Raw genomic sequence first — 17,252 nt, 5'->3', positions numbered from 1 at the left:
AGCCACGGGATACAAGGGCTGCACTGTTCACAATCCACTTGAAAAATGTCTACAATATTTTCTCAATCCATCGATTTAAGCATTGCGGGATCGGTCAATGGCAGTAGCCAGCGCGCCTGGGCATTTTTTAACCCGCCGCGTTTCGAACGATCCTGCACCCAGCCCCGCGCCTCGATTGTCTTGCCTTGCAGACCATTGAGCACGCCACTGTCGAACTGGCGGGCCAGATCGGGTGCAATGCGTAATACCAGTGAGCCGTGCAATTCGATCCAGATGCCGCCACGATTGCGCTCGATCTTGCTCACCCGGCCGCTGACCAGCGCGAAGCCGGATTGCTTGAGCTGCGCCACTGGCAGCACCGGAGATTGCCGCCACAGCCCCAGCCGCGCTGCACGGGCACTGTTTTCAGCTGCCTGCTGACAAGCCACCAGATCAACATTGGGCGCCACGCCCACCTGGAATCCCAGGCCGTCAGCCAGCAACTGCGCCTCCAGGTTCTCGCCATTGGCGCCATAGAGATGAGCCAGGGTACGGCCGTAATGGTCCTTGCCCTCACGGCCCGGCACCAAACCGACACGCCCGTGACTGGCCCCCACCAACGCCTGCAAGCGCTGGCGCGCAGCAACCGCAAAAGGTTCGTCAGTGCGCCCCTTCTTGCCGGTTTCCGGCGCATTGAGACCGATCATGCGCACACTGCGGCCATCCTTGAGGCGCACCGTGTCGCCATCGACCACGCGCTGCACCTCAACCTGGACCACGGACGCCGGCGCCGGGCAAAAAACCTGCGCCTGGGCGGCCGACAGCCAAATCCCAGGCACAAAAAAGGCGCCCGCGAGGGACGCCTTTTTCAACAGCTGGCAAAAGCCCATAAGGCTTTTGAGCCTTACTCTGCTGGAGTAGCAGCAGGCTTCTTGCCGAAAGCACCAAAGCGATCTGCGAAGCGCTGTACGCGGCCGCCGGTGTCCAGAGTCTTCTGCTTACCGGTGTAGAACGGGTGGCACTCGTTGCATACGTCAGTACCCAGTGGCTTGCACAGGTTCGAGCGAGTTTCGAACTTGTTACCGCAGCTGCAGGTTACTTCGATGGTTTCGTACGCTGGATGGATATCGGCTTTCATGGCACTTCCTCGGGCTAGCGTGCCGCCACTCGACACTATTGTCGAATACCGCACGTAATTAGGCCGCGGATTCTACCAGACCTTTTTAAACGCGCAAGCGGCCCTTGCTGCCGATTCCCTACATAAAAGCCCCTTTCATCAGAAAACCACGGCATACCCAAGCCACCCCCTGTCTGCTAGGCTCCCGCCCCTGCGCCACCGCCTGCCTTTATATGAGACCCCCCGCGTGCCCGACGCCATCTTGCGCCTCGCCCTGCCCTCGCCCCTGCGCCGCCTGTTCGATTACCGGGCGCCGGCCGGCGTGCTGCGGGCGCAGTTGCAGCCAGGCATGCGCGTGCGCGTACCCTTTGGCCGACGGGAAATGATCGGCGTTCTGATAGAAGTCGCCGATCACAGCGAAGTCCCGGCCGAAAAGCTCAAGCCGGCCCTGGCCATCCTCGATGCCACCGCGCCGCTGCCGCCCGCACTGTTCAAGCTGTGCCTGTGGACCGCCCAGTATTACCAGCACAGCCTGGGCGACACCTTCAGCTGGGCGCTGCCGGTGCTGCTGCGCCAGGGCGAACTGGCCGAAGCGCGCCAGGAACGTTTCTGGTCGATGGTGCCCGGCGCCCGTCTCGACGACCCGCGCATCGCCCGAGCCCCGCGCCAGCGTGAAGCCCTGGCAACCCTGGGCCAGCATCCACACGGCGTGGCTCATCAGCTATTGAGCAAGCTGATGCTGAGCAAGGACAGCCTCGACCTGCTGCTGGCCAAAGGCTTGGTGCAAGTGGAGATCCGCAAGCACGCCCCAGACCCGCGCCACGAACATTGGCTGGCCCAGCCGGAATTGCCGCTGAACCCCGAGCAGCGCGCGGCATATGAAGCGATTCGCGCCGGTTTCGACAGTTTCCATGCGTTCCTGCTGGCCGGCGTTACCGGCAGCGGCAAGACCGAAGTCTATCTGCAGTTGATCCGCGAAACCCTGCAAGCCGGTAAACAGGCGCTGGTGTTGATCCCGGAGATCAACCTCGGCCCGCAGACCCTGGCGCGTTTCGAGCAGCGCTTCAATGCGCGCATCGCCCTGGTGCACTCGGCGGTCAACGACCGTGAACGCCTTGAGTCCTGGCTGGCGGCGCGGGATGGCGAAGCCGACATTATTATCGGCACCCGTTCGGCGCTGTTCACCCCGATGAAAAACCCAGGGCTGATCATCATCGACGAGGAGCATGACGGTTCCTATAAACAGCAGGAAGGCCTGCGCTACCACGCCCGCGACTTGGCGCTGGTGCGGGCCCGCCAGGAAGATATCCCGATCGTGCTGGGCTCGGCCACGCCTTCGCTGGAAAGCCTGCACAATGCCTACACCGGCCGTTACGGGCTCCTGCGCCTGAATGAGCGCGCCGGCGGCGCCAAGCAACCACGCTTCCTACGCCTGGACGTAAAGAGTCGCCCACTGGACAGCGGTATTTCCGGGCCGATGCAACAAGCCATCGGCCAGACCCTTGCCGCCGGCCAGCAAGTGCTGGTGTTTCTCAACCGTCGGGGCTTTGCGCCAACGCTGCTGTGCCATGACTGCGGCTGGATGTCCGAATGCGAGCGCTGCGATGCACGCATGACGGTGCACCAGCGCCACGGCGAGTTGCGCTGCCATCACTGCGGCCACGTGGAACGGGTGCCCCGCCACTGCCCGCAGTGCGGCAAGGTGGACCTGCGCCCGGTGGGCGCGGGCACCGAACGTGCAGAAGAACGTCTGGGCATTCTGTTCCCGGACTACCCGGTACTGCGGGTCGACCGCGACAGCACGTCGCGCAAGGACGCGATGAATCAGCTTTTCGCCACTATCCAGAAAGGCCAGCCGTGCATCCTGGTGGGTACGCAGATGCTTGCCAAAGGCCACCACTTTCCACGGGTGACCCTGGTGTCGATCCTGGATGCCGACGGTGGCTTGTTCTCCGGGGACTTCCGCGCCAGCGAACGCATGGCGCAGTTGATCGTGCAGGTCGCAGGCCGCGCCGGGCGTGCCGAGGAGCCGGGCAAGGTGATTATCCAGACGCACCTGGCCGACCACCCTTTGCTGATCCAACTGACCGAGCAGGGCTATTTTGCCTTCGCCGAACAGGCACTGAGCGAACGCCGTTCCGCCGGCCTGCCGCCGTTTGCCCACCTGGCCTTGCTGCGCGCCGAAGCCCATAAACCTGGCCAGGCCGAAGGCTTTCTCGATGAAGCCTGCAGCGTCGCCGAACGTTTGCTCGGCGAACTGGGCATCACCGGCATCGAACTGCTCGGCCCGGTGCCCGCCCCCATGGAGCGCCGCGCCGGGCGTTATCGCGCTCAGCTACTCTTGCAGGCAACCTCGCGCGCACCGCTGCACAAGCTATTAAGTAGCTGGCTGCTTGCCCTGGAGCAAATGCCCAGCGGCCGACAAGTGCGATGGTCACTGGATGTAGACCCGGTAGATTTGTATTAACCCACGCCACAGGTCCCACGAAGGTTGGCAAGCCCGCCCTCGCCACGGATAATGCCCAGTTTTTCCACCTGCGCATCGCGCGCCGCCGCTTGCGGTCGAAAGAGAACACCATGAAAGACACCATTCGCCAGCTGATCCAACAAGCCCTCACCCAACTCGTCAACGAAGGTGTGTTGCCTGAAGGCCTGACGCCGGCGATCCAGGTGGAGAACACTCGCGACAAGACCCACGGCGACTTCGCCAGCAACATCGCGATGATGCTGTCCAAGCCAGCCGGCATGAAACCGCGCGATCTCGCAGAAAAAATCATCGCCGCGCTGCCGGCCGACGACAGTGTGACCAAGGCCGAAATCGCCGGGCCGGGCTTCATCAATTTCTTCCAGAACACCCAGGCCCTGGCTTCGCGCCTGGATGCTGCCCTGGCCGATGCCAAGATCGGCGTGCGCAAGGCAGGTCCGGCTCAGCGCGTGGCCATCGACCTGTCGGCACCCAACCTGGCCAAGGAAATGCACGTCGGCCACCTGCGCTCGACCATCATTGGCGACGGCGTGGCACGGGTGCTGGAGTTCCTCGGCGACACCGTTATCCGTCAGAACCACGTGGGCGACTGGGGCACCCAGTTCGGCATGCTGATGGCGTACCTGCAGGAAAACCCGATCACCAGCAACGAGCTGTCGGACCTGGAGAACTTCTACCGCGCCGCCAAGAAGCGCTTCGACGAATCCGAAGAGTTCGCCGACCGCGCCCGTGGCCTGGTGGTCAAGTTGCAAGCCGGTGACCAGGAATGCCTGGAGCTGTGGGGGCGCTTCCGTGATATCTCGCTGTCCCACTGCCAGGAAATCTACGAGCTGCTCAACGTCAAGCTGACCATGGCCGACGTGATGGGCGAAAGCGCCTACAACGACGACCTGATCAATGTGGTCAACGACCTCAAGGCCAAGGGCCTGCTGGTGGAGAGCAACGGCGCGCAGTGCGTGTTCCTCGAAGAATTCAAGACCGCCGACGGCGAGCCGTTGCCGGTGATCATCGTCAAGGCCGATGGCGGCTACCTCTACGCCACCACCGACCTGGCGGCCGTGCGCTACCGCAGCGGCGTGCTCAAAGCGGATCGTGCGCTGTACTTCGTCGACCAGCGCCAGGCCCTGCACTTCCAGCAAGTGTTTGAAGTGGCGCGCCGTGCGGGCTTCATCACCCACCCGATGCACATGGAGCACATGGGTTTTGGCACCATGAACGGCGCCGATGGCCGCCCGTTCAAGACCCGGGACGGCGGCACCGTCAAGCTGATCGACCTGCTCAACGAAGCCCAGGAACGTGCCTACACCTTGGTGAAGGAAAAGAACCCGGAACTGGCCGAGGCCGACCTGCGCAACATCGCCCGCGTGGTGGGCATTGGCGCGGTGAAATACGCCGACCTGTCCAAGCACCGCACCAGCGACTACAGCTTCAACTTCGAACTGATGCTCAACTTCGAAGGCAACACCGCCCCCTACCTCTTGTACGCCTACACCCGCGTGGCCGGTGTATTCCGCAAGCTGGGCAAGGACTTCAGCGAAGTCCAAGGCCAGATCGTGCTGGATGCACCCCACGAACAGGAACTGGCCGCTAAACTGGCGCAATTCAGCGAAGTGCTGAACAGCGTCGGCGAGAAAGGCACACCGCATATCCTGTGCACCTACCTGTATGAAGTCGCCGGCCTGTTCTCCAGCTTCTACGAGAACTGCCCGATCCTCACCGCCGACGACGAAGCCCAGAAGCAAAGCCGACTGCGTCTCGCCGCATTGGCTGGACGGACCCTCAAGCAAGGCCTGGAACTGTTGGGCCTGGAAACTCTGGAGCGTATGTAAGTTGGCTGCCAAGAAAAAACCTGCACCCAAGCGCGGCGCCAGCCGCTACCAGGCCCCGGCGAAAAAGCCGATCCCGGGCTGGTTGTGGATGGCCATCGGCCTGTCGGTCGGCGCATTTATCGTGTTCCTGATGAAACTGGACCCGGGCCAGGGCGATGACGTCAAACGGGTCAAACAGGAACAGCAGAAAGCCACGAAAATCGCTGAAGCCAACAAGACCGCCCCGAGCCCGACTGCACCGGTGAAGCCGAAGTACGACTTCTACACGCTGCTGCCGGAATCGGAAGTGATCGTGCCGCCAGACGCCGTGCCGGAGAAAACCCTGCCGACGCCGCAAGTGCCGACCACACCGGTTACGCCTGCGGAAGCGGCAAAAATCGACACCGCACGTGCCCAGGCGGCACTGGCCGGGATCACCCCGCCACCCGCACCACCGGTTGCAGAAACCAAAGCGGCGCCGGTGACCAAGTTCTTCCTGCAAGCGGGCTCGTTCCCGAAACAGGCGGATGCGGATCGCGTGCGGGCGCAGATCATTCTGCTGGGCCAGTCGGTGACGGTGGAGTCCGGTACGGTGAAGGATGCGACCTGGTATCGCGTGCTGGTCGGGCCGTTCAGCAACCGTGAACAACTGACCGTGGCGCAGAAGCAATTGGCTGGCGCAGGGTTTAGCAACCTGTTGTTACAACAACGCCAAAGCCGCTGATTCGGGCTCAACTTCGATCAAAATGTGGGAGGGGGCTTGCCCCCGATGGCGGTGTATCAGTCACCAGATTCATTGACTGACACTCCGCTATCGGGGGCAAGCCCTCTCCCACATTTGGTTATGCAGCGCTCTGAAATGCGTGTCAGACCGATAAACACCACTCGTCCGCCATAAACCCCTATGGTTGAAATCCCCCCCGCCACCCCCATATGAGTTTCCATCAGGGCATTTTCGCCCCGCTGCGTGGAGACTCTCCCCTTGACCACCATCGTTTCAGTACGTCGCCACGGCAAAGTCGTCATGGGCGGCGACGGCCAGGTTTCCCTGGGCAATACCGTGATGAAAGGCAATGCGAAAAAAGTGCGCCGCCTGTACCACGGCCAGGTCCTCGCCGGTTTTGCCGGTGCCACCGCCGACGCCTTCACCCTCTTCGAGCGTTTCGAAGGCCAGCTGGAAAAACACCAGGGCCACCTCGTACGCGCCGCGGTCGAACTCGCCAAAGAATGGCGCACCGACCGCTCCCTCAGCCGCCTGGAAGCCATGCTGGCCGTGGCCAACAAAGACGCGTCCCTGATCATCACCGGTAACGGCGATGTGGTTGAGCCCGAGCATGGCCTGATCGCCATGGGTTCCGGCGGCGGCTACGCCCAGGCGGCCGCCAGCGCATTGCTGAAGAAAACCGACCTGTCGGCCCGTGAAATCGTCGAGACCGCATTGGGTATCGCCGGCGATATCTGCGTGTTCACCAACCACAACTTCACCATTGAGGAGCAGGACCTCGCCGAATAAGCCGTAGGCTTATTCCCGCTTGAGGCCGCCAAACACTATGTCCATGACTCCCCGCGAAATCGTCCACGAACTCAATCGCCATATCATCGGCCAGGACGATGCCAAGCGCGCCGTTGCCATCGCCCTGCGTAACCGCTGGCGCCGGATGCAACTGCCCGAAGAACTGCGCGTTGAAGTAACGCCCAAGAACATCCTGATGATCGGCCCCACCGGTGTCGGTAAAACCGAAATCGCCCGGCGCCTGGCCAAGCTCGCCAATGCCCCGTTCATCAAGGTCGAAGCCACCAAGTTCACCGAAGTCGGCTATGTGGGCCGTGACGTCGAGTCGATCATCCGTGACCTGGCCGACGCCGCCCTGAAGATGCTGCGCGAACAGGAAGTGACCAAGGTCAGCCACCGCGCCGAGGACGCCGCCGAAGAACGCATCCTCGACGCCCTGCTGCCACCGGCACGCATGGGTTTCAACGAAGATGCCGCGCCGTCGTCCGATTCCAACACTCGCCAACTGTTCCGCAAGCGCCTGCGCGAAGGCCAGCTGGATGACAAGGAAATCGAGATCGAAGTGGCCGAAGTCTCGGGTGTCGATATTTCCGCACCGCCTGGCATGGAAGAAATGACCAGCCAGTTGCAGAACCTGTTCGCCAACATGGGTAAGGGCAAGAAGAAAAGCCGCAAGCTCAAGGTGAAAGAGGCGCTGAAGCTGGTGCGCGACGAAGAAGCCGGGCGCCTGGTGAACGAGGAAGAACTCAAGGCCAAGGCCCTGGAAGCGGTCGAGCAGCACGGCATTGTGTTTATCGACGAGATCGACAAAGTGGCCAAGCGCGGTAACTCCGGCGGCGTCGATGTATCCCGCGAAGGCGTGCAGCGCGACCTGCTGCCGCTGATCGAAGGCTGCACCGTGAACACCAAGCTGGGCATGGTCAAGACCGACCACATCCTGTTCATCGCCTCCGGCGCGTTCCACCTGAGCAAGCCAAGCGACCTGGTGCCGGAGCTGCAAGGCCGTCTGCCGATTCGCGTGGAGCTCAAGGCGCTGACCCCCGGTGACTTCGAACGCATCCTCAGCGAGCCGCACGCGTCGCTCACCGAGCAATACCGTGAACTGCTGAAAACCGAAGGCCTGGGCATCGAGTTCCAGGCGGACGGCATCAAGCGCCTGGCGGAGATCGCCTGGCAGGTCAACGAGAAGACCGAGAACATCGGTGCCCGTCGCCTGCACACGCTGCTGGAGCGCCTGCTGGAAGAGGTGTCCTTCAGCGCCGGCGACTTGGCCGGGGCGCAGAATGGCGAGGTGATCAAGATCGACGCGGATTACGTCAACAGCCACTTGGGTGAGTTGGCGCAGAACGAAGACCTGTCGCGGTACATTCTGTAAGCCGCAAGCTGTAAGCTACAAGCCGCAAGTGGAGCACATTCAACTTGCAGCTTGTAGCTTACAGCCCAAGGTGTCCCCAATGCCGAAATTCCCCACCGCTGTCAATTTGCACAAAACCTCCAACACCCTCGGCCTGACCTACGGGCCTGATGAAACCTACCAACTCCCGGCCGAACTGCTGCGCACCCACTCGCCTTCTGCCGAGGTCCAGGGCCACGGCAAACCCATCCTGCAATTCGGCAAGCTCAACGTTAAGTTGATCAAGATAGAACCGGCCGGTCAGTACGCACTGAAATTGACCTTCGACGATGGCCATGACAGCGGACTGTTCACCTGGGACTACCTCTACCAATTGGCCGTGCGTCAGGACGCGCTATGGGCCGATTATCTCGCCGAACTCAAAGCGGCCGGCAAAACCCGCGACCCGAGCCAATCGGTCGTGCGGCTGATGCTCTAGCCCAGGCTTCTTGCTCATTAGTGGGCATTTTCTAATTTCATCTGCTTGAATGCCCTGTCGCGTGGCCAACGATTGGCCCGCTTGCGAAAAAAATTAAACTCGGGTAACCAATGGAACTGGCAAGTTCCCTGCATTTGACGATGCGGTATCAACGGTCACCCGAGTCGCAGTACCAGGCTTGTGTTGTGTATCGAAACTTGGTGCACAGCGGTACCCGGTACTCGTCTTTCGGACAATGGAGCGTCGTAGATGAGTAACAAGAACAACGATGACTTGAAACGCCAGGCCTCGGAAAACACCTTGGGGCTGAACCCGATCATCGCGTTACGCAAAAAGGATTTATTGGCCTCGGCGAAGATGGTGCTGACCCAAGCCATCAAGCAACCGTTGCACAGCGTCAAGCACGTCGCCCACTTTGGCGTTGAATTGAAGAACGTGATGTTCGGCAAATCGCAGCTGCAGCCCGAAAGCGATGACCGTCGCTTTCACGACCCGGCCTGGAGCCAGAACCCGCTCTACAAACGCTACCTGCAAACCTACTTGGCGTGGCGCAAGGAACTGCACGACTGGATAGGCGACAGCAACCTGTCGGACCAGGACATCAGCCGCGGCCACTTCGTGATCAACCTGATGACCGAAGCCATGGCGCCCACCAACAGCGCGGCCAACCCGGCGGCGGTCAAACGCTTCTTTGAAACCGGCGGCAAAAGCCTGCTCGACGGTCTGTCCCACTTGGCCAAGGACATGGTGCACAACGGCGGCATGCCGAGCCAGGTCAACATGGGCGCCTTTGAAGTGGGCAAGTCCCTGGGCACTACCGAAGGCGCCGTGGTGTTTCGCAACGACGTGCTGGAGCTGATCCAGTACAAGCCGATCACCGAGCAAGTGCACGAACGCCCGCTGCTGGTGGTGCCACCACAGATCAACAAATTCTACGTATTCGACCTGAGCCCGGAGAAAAGCCTGGCGCGCTTCTGCCTGCGTAATAACCAGCAGACCTTTATCGTCAGTTGGCGCAACCCGACCAAGGCCCAGCGCGAATGGGGCCTGTCGACTTATATCGAGGCGCTCAAGGAAGCGGTCGATGTGGTCACGGCGATTACCGGCAGCAAGGACGTCAACATGCTTGGCGCCTGCTCCGGTGGCATCACCTGCACCGCCCTGCTCGGCCACTACGCCGCGCTGGGGGAGAAAAAGGTCAATGCCCTGACCTTGCTGGTCAGCGTGCTCGACACCACCCTGGACACTCAGGTGGCGCTGTTTGTCGACGAGCAAACCCTGGAAGCGGCCAAGCGCCACTCCTACCAGGCCGGCGTACTCGAAGGCCGCGACATGGCCAAGGTGTTTGCCTGGATGCGCCCCAACGACCTGATCTGGAACTACTGGGTCAATAACTACCTGCTGGGCAATGAGCCGCCGGTGTTCGACATCCTGTTCTGGAACAACGACACCACGCGCTTGCCGGCCGCCTTCCACGGCGACCTGATCGAACTGTTCAAGAACAACCCACTCGTGCGCGCCAATGCACTGGAAGTGTGCGGTACGCCAATCGACCTCAAGCAAGTCACCGCCGACATCTACTCACTGGCCGGCACCAATGACCACATCACGCCGTGGCAGTCCTGCTACAAGTCGGCGCAACTGTTTGGTGGCAAGGTGGAGTTTGTGTTGTCCAGCAGCGGGCATATCCAGAGCATCCTCAACCCGCCGGGCAACCCCAAGGCACGCTACCAGACCAGCGACAGCCTGGCGGGCAAGCCGCTGGAATGGCAGGAGAATGCGACCAAGCACACCGATTCGTGGTGGCTGCATTGGCAAGCGTGGCAGGCGGAGCGTGCGGGCAAGCTGAAGAAGGCGCCGACAGCTTTAGGTAACAAGACCTACGCAGCAGCGCAAGCAGCCCCAGGAACTTACGTACACGAACGCTAAATTGAAATGCGGTCAATGTGGGAGGGGGCTTGCCCTCGATAGCAGTGTGTCAGTCACCTGATCCATTGGCTGATCAATTGCAATCGGGGGGCAAGCCCCCTCCCACATTTGGCCTGCATTCCAACCGTCAAATCTCACAGGGCTTGAGCATGCCGCAACCGTTCATCTTCCGTACCATCGACCTGGATGGCCAGACCATCCGCACGGCGGTGCGCCCGGGCAAGCCTCACTTGACGCCGCTGCTGATCTTCAACGGCATCGGCGCCAACCTTGAGTTGGTGTTTCCGTTCGTCCAGGCCCTGGACCCGGACCTGGAAGTGATCGCCTTCGATGTGCCAGGCGTGGGCGGTTCGTCGACGCCCAAACGGCCCTATCGTTTTCCCGGCTTGGCCAAACTTACCGCACGCATGCTCGATTACCTGGACTATGGCCAAGTGAATGCCGTGGGCGTGTCCTGGGGCGGAGCGCTGGCGCAGCAGTTCGCCTATAACTACCCGGAGCGCTGCAAAAAGCTGATTCTGGCCGCCACCGCTGCCGGCGCCTTTATGGTGCCGGGCAAGCCGAAGGTGTTGTGGCTGATGGCGAGCCCAAGGCGTTACATCCAGCCGTCCCACGTGGTGCGCATTGCCCCGATGATTTACGGCGGCTCGTTCCGCCGCGACTCCAAGCTGGCCGCCGAGCACGCCAGCAAAGTGCGCTCGGCCGGCAAGCTCGGCTATTACTGGCAACTGTTCGCGGGGCTGGGCTGGACCAGCATTCACTGGCTGCACAAGATCCGCCAGCCGACCCTGGTGCTGGCCGGGGACGACGACCCGCTGATCCCGCTGATCAACATGCGCATGCTCGCCTGGCGTATTCCCAACGCGCAGTTGCACATCATCGATGACGGCCACTTGTTCCTGATCACCCGGGCCGAGGCCGTGGCGCCGATCATCATGAAATTCCTGGAGGAAGAGCGCCTGCGCGCAGTGATTCACCCACGACCGGCGATGTAAGGACCGCACCGCCGCGCAACTTGCCAGGAACCGACTATGGTTCTGGATTGGCGTGCCCGTTGATGGCTTGACGAAGGAGTGTTGGCTCATGCGAGAAAGACCTGTGACGAACCCGGCGCCCACCCCCGCTGCGTTCATCAATGCGCAACATGCGATCACCGGCCTGCGTGGCCGGGATTTGCTGTCGACCCTGCGCAGTGTCGCCGTCCACGGCTTGCGTAACCCGCTGCATACCGCCCGTCACGCGCTGGCCCTGGGCAACCAACTGGGTCGCGTGCTGCTCGGTGAGACCGTGCACGAGCCCAACCCGCACGACAGCCGCTTCGTCGACCCGACCTGGGCGCTCAACCCGTTTTATCGGCGCAGCCTGCAAGCCTACCTGAGCTGGCAGAAACAAACCCGCCACTGGATCGACGACAGCGCCCTGAGCGCCGACGACCGCGCCCGCGCGCACTTCGCCTTCGCGCTGATCAACGATGCGGTGTCGCCCTCCAACACTCTGCTCAACCCGCTGGCGATCAAGGAGCTGCTCAACTCCGGCGGCAACAGCGTGGTGCGCGGCGCCAGCAATCTGTTCGAAGACTTGCTGCACAACAACGGCCTGCCGCGCCAGGTCAGCAAGCACGCGTTTGAAGTGGGCAAGACCGTCGCCACCACACCCGGCTCGGTGGTGTTTCGCAATGAGCTGCTGGAACTGATCCAGTACAAGCCCATGAGCGAAAAACAGTACGCCAAGCCACTGTTGATCGTGCCGCCGCAAATCAACAAGTACTACATCTTCGACCTGAGCCCGGCTAACAGCTTTGTGCAGTACGCCCTCAAGAACGGCCTGCAGACATTCATGGTCAGTTGGCGCAACCCGGATGTGCGGCACCGCGAGTGGGGCCTCTCGACTTACGTCGCCGCCCTGGAGGAAGCTCTTAACGTCTGCCGCGCCATCACCGGCGCCCGCGAGGTCAACCTGATGGGCGCCTGCGCCGGTGGCCTGACCATCGCCGCGCTGCAAGGCCACCTGCAAGCCAAGCGCCAGTTGCGCCGCATCTCCAGCGCCAGCTACCTGGTGAGCCTGCTGGACAGCCAGATCGACAGCCCCGCCATGCTGTTCGCCGATGAGCAAACCCTGGAAGCCGCCAAGCGCCGCTCCTACCAGCAAGGCGTGCTGGACGGCCGCGACATGGCCAAGGTGTTCGCCTGGATGCGCCCCAACGATCTGATCTGGAACTACTGGATCAATAACTATCTGTTGGGCAGGGAGCCGCCGGCCTTCGACATCCTGTACTGGAACAACGACAACACCCGCCTGCCAGCCGCGCTGCATGGCGACCTGCTGGATTTCTTCAAGCACAACCCGCTGGCCCACGCCGGCGGCCTGGAGGTGTGCGGCACGCCCATCGATCTGCAGAAAGTCACGGTGGACAGCTTCAGCGTAGCCGGCATCAACGACCACATCACGCCGTGGGACGCGGTGTATCGCTCCACCCAATTGCTCGGTGGCGACCGGCGCTTCGTGCTGTCCAACAGTGGGCATATCCAGAGCATCCTCAACCCGCCGGGCAACCCCAAGGCCAACTACGTCGAGAACCCCAAGCTGAGCAGCGACCCACGCGCCTGGTACTACGACGCCAACCACGTCGAAGGCAGTTGGTGGCCGCAGTGGCTGGAGTGGATCCAGCAGCGCTCGGGCGCGCAACGCGAAACCCTTACCGCCCTGGGCAACCAGAATTACCCACCGATGGAAGCAGCGCCGGGCACCTACGTGCACGTGCGCTGAGCTCAACGATCAGATTAAGAAGACTGGATGAAGACCCGCGACCGTATCCTTGAATGTGCCCTGCAGTTGTTCAACCAGAAGGGCGAGCCGAACGTGTCGACCATGGAGGTGGCCAATGAAATGGGGATCAGCCCCGGCAACCTCTACTACCACTTCCATGGCAAGGAGCCACTGGTGCTCGGGCTGTTCGAGCGCTTTCAAAATGAGCTGGCGCCGCTGCTTGATCCACCGGCGGACGCGCAACTGGTGGCAGAGGATTACTGGCTGTTCCTGCACTTGATCGTCGAGCGCATGGCCCATTACCGGTTTCTGTTCCAGGACCTGTCCAACCTGGCCGGGCGCCTGCCCAAACTGGCCAAGGGTATCCGCACCCTGCTGACCGCCCTCAAGCGCACGCTCGCGTCACTGCTGGCCCGGCTCAAAGCGGATGGACAACTGGTCAGCGATACCCAGGCGCTTGGGCAATTGGTGGAACAGATCACCATGACCCTGCTGTTTTCTCTGGACTACCAGCGGATTCTCGACCGCGAAGGCGAAGTGCAGGTCGTGGTGTACCAGATCATGATGTTGGTGGCGCCGCACCTGTTGTTACCCGCGCGGCTGGCAACGGAGCGTCTGGCGCTGAGTTATCTGGATGAATCGGCCTGAGAGTCGGTCATCCGGGCTCACCGAACTGGTGGGTAAACTTGAACAGCTCACTGTCAGTCTTGATACCCAACTTGCGATACGCCGATTGTTTTTGCGTACTGATCGTACTGGCACTGCGTGAGAACTTTGCCGCTATTGAGTTGACTGACATCCCATCCAGAAAACAACGCAACACTTCCTGCTCTTTGGGTGTGAGGCAGGCATTCAATTGCAACTGAGTCGAGAAGCCTACCCTCGACTTCACACTCGCAACATCAATGACTGACTGCAGCCCCTGAAGGGCCGGCACCATGCATGGCTGCAAGTACACCCGTCCCTGGGCAATGGTTCGCACCGCTGTGATCAACTCCGTGAGGTTTTGCGTCTTACCCAGAATCCCCCAGCACCCCGCCTTCAACGACAATGCAACGGTCGCAGGAGTGTAGTGCGACGCCACAATCAACGGCCGGCACTGGCTGAAGCGTCTGTTCAATGCCTGAAGCAAGCTCAAGCCGTCGATGTCCGACGGCGCCAGGACAAAGTCCATCACCACGACATCCGCAAGTTGCCGGGCCAGAGCCTCCAGCAATTGCGAGCCCGTGCCAAAGGAGCCGATCACTTTGATATCGGATGCTTCGCCAAGGCCCAGCTCAATGCCCTGCCTGACCATTTCATGGTCATCCAACAACATGACGGTGTACGGAATGGCGGTTGAAATAGGCATAAGAACACCCGCATAAGTTAATGCAGCAGCGTGCATACGCTCGCACGCTACCCAGTTCGATATAACACGCGACTTCTCCTAAATCAGTAAAAAATAGTACGGAAACTTACAGCAGGAACTGACAGAACATTCCTAGAGCAATCTTTAAAAGACCAACAACACCTCGAAAAAAACTTAAACAAAACAATATCCTTTCGAACAATCACGAACGGAAAATCGCAACTTCTCTATAGAGAAATTTAACTTTTAGATACAAATTATGTGTGTCCGCTACTCGAAAGAAATTCGAGCCGCTTTATCACTCAAGTACTGGAAACACCATGAACGTCCACGCACTCTCCATCGTCGCAACCGCTTTAGCTTTGACGGTGACGCTCTCGCCCTCCGCCTATGCGGCAGATGGCGTTATCAATTTCAGCGGTCTGGTGACCGATGTAACCTGCACCGTCGAAGGGGCTGCATCTGGTACGGGCGCGGTGGTCAAGGACGTCAACCTCGGCGGTGTCTCCGCTGCACGCCTGGCCACGGCAGGCAATCGCGCCAACCCGACCGGTTTCACCCTTCGCATCGGCGCACCCGGCGAGGGCAGTTGCACCAACGGGCGCACCGCAATGGTTGCATTCGACCCAACCAGCCCGGCCATCGATGTGGCGACCGGGCGTTTGAACATCGACGGTTACGACGACCCGTCCGACACCACCAACGCCAAAAACGTGCAGGTCGAAATCACCCGTCGCAACGGCACACCTCTGAATGTTTACACCGAAAAATCCGAAGGCGTTGTCATTGCCGACAACCAGGCAATCATCCCGCTGGCGGCACAACTGTACGCGAGCGGGCCAGCCTCCGAAGGCAAGGTCAAGACGCGTGTGGGCTTCATGATCGAGTACGCCGAGTAAGGCCGGCAAAGCCTCGTGATGCAGGGAGACCCATGCGATGAAAAGCCTTGTGCTTGCCACCTGTACGTTCGTCCTCTTGGCGCTGCCCGCCCATGCAGGTGTGATTATCCACGGTACACGGGTGATCTACCCTGTCGAGCAGCAGGAAGTGGTGGTGCGCCTGGAGAACAGGGGAAGCCTCCCGGCGCTGGTGCAAACCTGGCTGGATACGGGCGACCGGCATTCGACGCCCGCGACCGCACAGGCGCCGCTGAGCGTCTCGCCACCGCTCTTTCGCATTGAGCCCTCCCAGCAACAGGCGCTGCGCTTGCGTTATACCGGAGGGCCATTGCCTGGCAACCGTGAAAGCCTGTTGTGGCTGAACGTACTGGAAGTGCCGCCGCGCGCCGTGGATGCCGCGCAGAACAACCAGATCGAGTTGTCGTTCCGTACTCGTTTGCGCGTATTTGTGCGACCACAGACACTGCCCTATCCGGTCAGCAGCGCCCCGACAAAACTGCAATGGACACTGGTGCCCCACGAAAAGGGTTTTGCGCTGCAGGTCACCAACCCGACGCCCTACCACGTGTCCCTGGCCACGATCGACTTGCTGAGCAATGGCAAACGGTTCAGCAAAGCCCCCAACAAGGCCGCCAATGACAGCCTGCTGATGCCGGCCGGTGACGTGAAACTGTTTGTGCTGCCCCAACTGCGCAATCGCCCCAGCGGCGCAGCTACCGTCGAGTTCACCACCGTCAGTGACTTTGGTGCCCGGGTACGCCATTCGACGGGCCTTGCCTCTTCAGGCGCGCAGTGACCGTCATGAAGGACATATTCATTTCGCACCTGCCGGCCAAGCTCATAACGATGATGTTTGTACTGCTTGCCGCCGTTGCAGCGCACGCGAGCGTTGTCATCAACAACACGCGGATTATCTACCCCCAGAGTGACAAGGAGGTCACTGTCCGGCTGGAAAACAAAAACCAGGCACCGGTGCTGGTCCAGACGTGGCTGGACGCTGGCGATGAACACTCAACACCGGACCTGGCCGGCATGCCTTTCGTCGTCACACCGCCGATCTTTCGCATGGAGCCCGGAAAACAACAGGTGATACGCGTGGCCTTTACCGGCGAAACGTTGCCAGAGGACCAGGAAAGCCTGTTCTGGTTCAACCTGCTGGAGGTGCCCTCACAACCAGCAGGTGCCCAACAGCGCAACCAACTGCAGTTGGCTTTTCGGTCTCGGATCAAGTTGTTTTTTCGCCCGCCGAACCTGCCTTACGGGGCCGAAGCAGCACCCGGCAAATTGCAATGGCGCTACGTATCGACAAAGCAAGGCCAGGCGCTTGAGACCTACAACCCGACCCCCTACTACCTGACATTCGAACACATTGAAGTCTTGGAGGGCGGGCAACGCTACCCCCGCGAAACCTCGGCCTCAGGCGCTGAGAACATGGTGATTCCCGGCGGGCGCCAACGCTTTGAGCTGCCCAGCCTCAAGGCTACCCCGGGCAGTGCGGCCACCGTTGAATTCCAGACGCTCGACGACTTTGGAACAAAGGTCTCGCACAGCGCCAAGGTGTCCCCATGACGGC

Annotated in this window: 16 protein-coding genes; 13 read left to right on the top strand and 3 right to left on the bottom strand. The window is 61.0% G+C overall.

The window, feature by feature from the left end:
• Positions 1–62: 62 nt before the first annotated feature.
• A complete protein-coding gene (locus PspS35_RS01965; protein WP_159932542.1) occupies positions 63–869 on the bottom strand; it encodes a thermonuclease family protein in 807 nt (268 codons plus the stop codon).
• A 14-nt stretch (positions 870–883) separates the two neighbouring features.
• Complete coding sequence (gene rpmE, locus PspS35_RS01960) at positions 884–1,117, bottom strand: 50S ribosomal protein L31 (protein WP_005784030.1); 234 nt, start codon at positions 1,115–1,117, stop codon at positions 884–886.
• Between the two features lie 226 nt (positions 1,118–1,343).
• On the opposite strand from rpmE, the gene PspS35_RS01955 reads away from it, so the two are divergent.
• From PspS35_RS01955 to PspS35_RS01910, 10 genes are all read left to right on the top strand, one after another.
• Positions 1,344–3,563, top strand: coding sequence for a primosomal protein N' (locus PspS35_RS01955; RefSeq protein WP_159932541.1), 2,220 nt, complete (start codon positions 1,344–1,346; stop codon positions 3,561–3,563).
• A gap of 110 nt (positions 3,564–3,673) precedes the next feature.
• The gene (gene argS / locus PspS35_RS01950) at positions 3,674–5,410 is read left to right on the top strand and encodes an arginine--tRNA ligase (RefSeq protein WP_159932540.1); all 1,737 of its coding nucleotides are present in this window, start codon (positions 3,674–3,676) and stop codon (positions 5,408–5,410) included.
• 1 nt (position 5,411) lies between these two features.
• Positions 5,412–6,113 (top strand): SPOR domain-containing protein, encoded by a 702-nt coding sequence (locus PspS35_RS01945; RefSeq protein ID WP_159932539.1) that lies wholly within the window; start codon positions 5,412–5,414, stop codon positions 6,111–6,113.
• Positions 6,114–6,371: 258 nt separating this feature from the next.
• A complete protein-coding gene (gene hslV, locus PspS35_RS01940; RefSeq protein WP_010563201.1) occupies positions 6,372–6,902 on the top strand; it encodes an ATP-dependent protease subunit HslV in 531 nt (176 codons plus the stop codon).
• A 37-nt stretch (positions 6,903–6,939) separates the two neighbouring features.
• Positions 6,940–8,277 (top strand): ATP-dependent protease ATPase subunit HslU, encoded by a 1,338-nt coding sequence (gene hslU / locus PspS35_RS01935; protein ID WP_112193052.1) that lies wholly within the window; start codon positions 6,940–6,942, stop codon positions 8,275–8,277.
• A 79-nt stretch (positions 8,278–8,356) separates the two neighbouring features.
• Positions 8,357–8,734: a DUF971 domain-containing protein gene (locus tag PspS35_RS01930; protein ID WP_159932538.1), complete on the top strand. Its 378-nt coding sequence runs from the start codon at positions 8,357–8,359 to the stop codon at positions 8,732–8,734.
• A gap of 249 nt (positions 8,735–8,983) precedes the next feature.
• Positions 8,984–10,663, top strand: coding sequence for a class II poly(R)-hydroxyalkanoic acid synthase (gene phaC / locus PspS35_RS01925; RefSeq protein WP_159932537.1), 1,680 nt, complete (start codon positions 8,984–8,986; stop codon positions 10,661–10,663).
• Between the two features lie 149 nt (positions 10,664–10,812).
• Positions 10,813–11,658: a poly(3-hydroxyalkanoate) depolymerase gene (gene phaZ, locus PspS35_RS01920; protein ID WP_159932536.1), complete on the top strand. Its 846-nt coding sequence runs from the start codon at positions 10,813–10,815 to the stop codon at positions 11,656–11,658.
• 88 nt (positions 11,659–11,746) lie between these two features.
• Entirely contained in the window at positions 11,747–13,429 is a 1,683-nt protein-coding gene (gene phaC, locus PspS35_RS01915; RefSeq protein WP_159932535.1) for a class II poly(R)-hydroxyalkanoic acid synthase, read from the top strand.
• 27 nt (positions 13,430–13,456) lie between these two features.
• Positions 13,457–14,077, top strand: coding sequence for a TetR/AcrR family transcriptional regulator (locus PspS35_RS01910; protein WP_159932534.1), 621 nt, complete (start codon positions 13,457–13,459; stop codon positions 14,075–14,077).
• 7 nt (positions 14,078–14,084) lie between these two features.
• On the opposite strand, the gene PspS35_RS01905 is transcribed toward PspS35_RS01910, so the two are convergent.
• Positions 14,085–14,747, bottom strand: a complete 663-nt coding sequence (locus PspS35_RS01905) for a response regulator transcription factor (RefSeq protein ID WP_159937966.1) — start codon at positions 14,745–14,747, stop codon at positions 14,085–14,087.
• 353 nt (positions 14,748–15,100) lie between these two features.
• Between PspS35_RS01905 and PspS35_RS01900 the strand changes: the two genes are divergently transcribed.
• The 3 genes from PspS35_RS01900 to PspS35_RS01890 are packed head-to-tail and all read left to right on the top strand — an operon-like array spanning position 15,101 to position 17,248.
• Positions 15,101–15,679, top strand: a complete 579-nt coding sequence (locus tag PspS35_RS01900) for a fimbrial protein (protein ID WP_159932533.1) — start codon at positions 15,101–15,103, stop codon at positions 15,677–15,679.
• A gap of 37 nt (positions 15,680–15,716) precedes the next feature.
• A complete protein-coding gene (locus tag PspS35_RS01895) occupies positions 15,717–16,475 on the top strand; it encodes a fimbria/pilus periplasmic chaperone (protein ID WP_159932532.1) in 759 nt (252 codons plus the stop codon).
• Positions 16,476–16,525: 50 nt separating this feature from the next.
• Positions 16,526–17,248 (top strand): fimbria/pilus periplasmic chaperone, encoded by a 723-nt coding sequence (locus PspS35_RS01890; RefSeq protein WP_159937965.1) that lies wholly within the window; start codon positions 16,526–16,528, stop codon positions 17,246–17,248.
• Positions 17,249–17,252 lie beyond the last annotated feature (4 nt).

The organism is Pseudomonas sp. S35 (assembly GCF_009866765.1).
Classification (GTDB): Bacteria; Pseudomonadota; Gammaproteobacteria; order Pseudomonadales; family Pseudomonadaceae; genus Aquipseudomonas.
The sequence above is the reverse complement of the archived record's forward strand: the minus strand, read 5'-3'. Positions and strand labels throughout refer to the sequence as shown.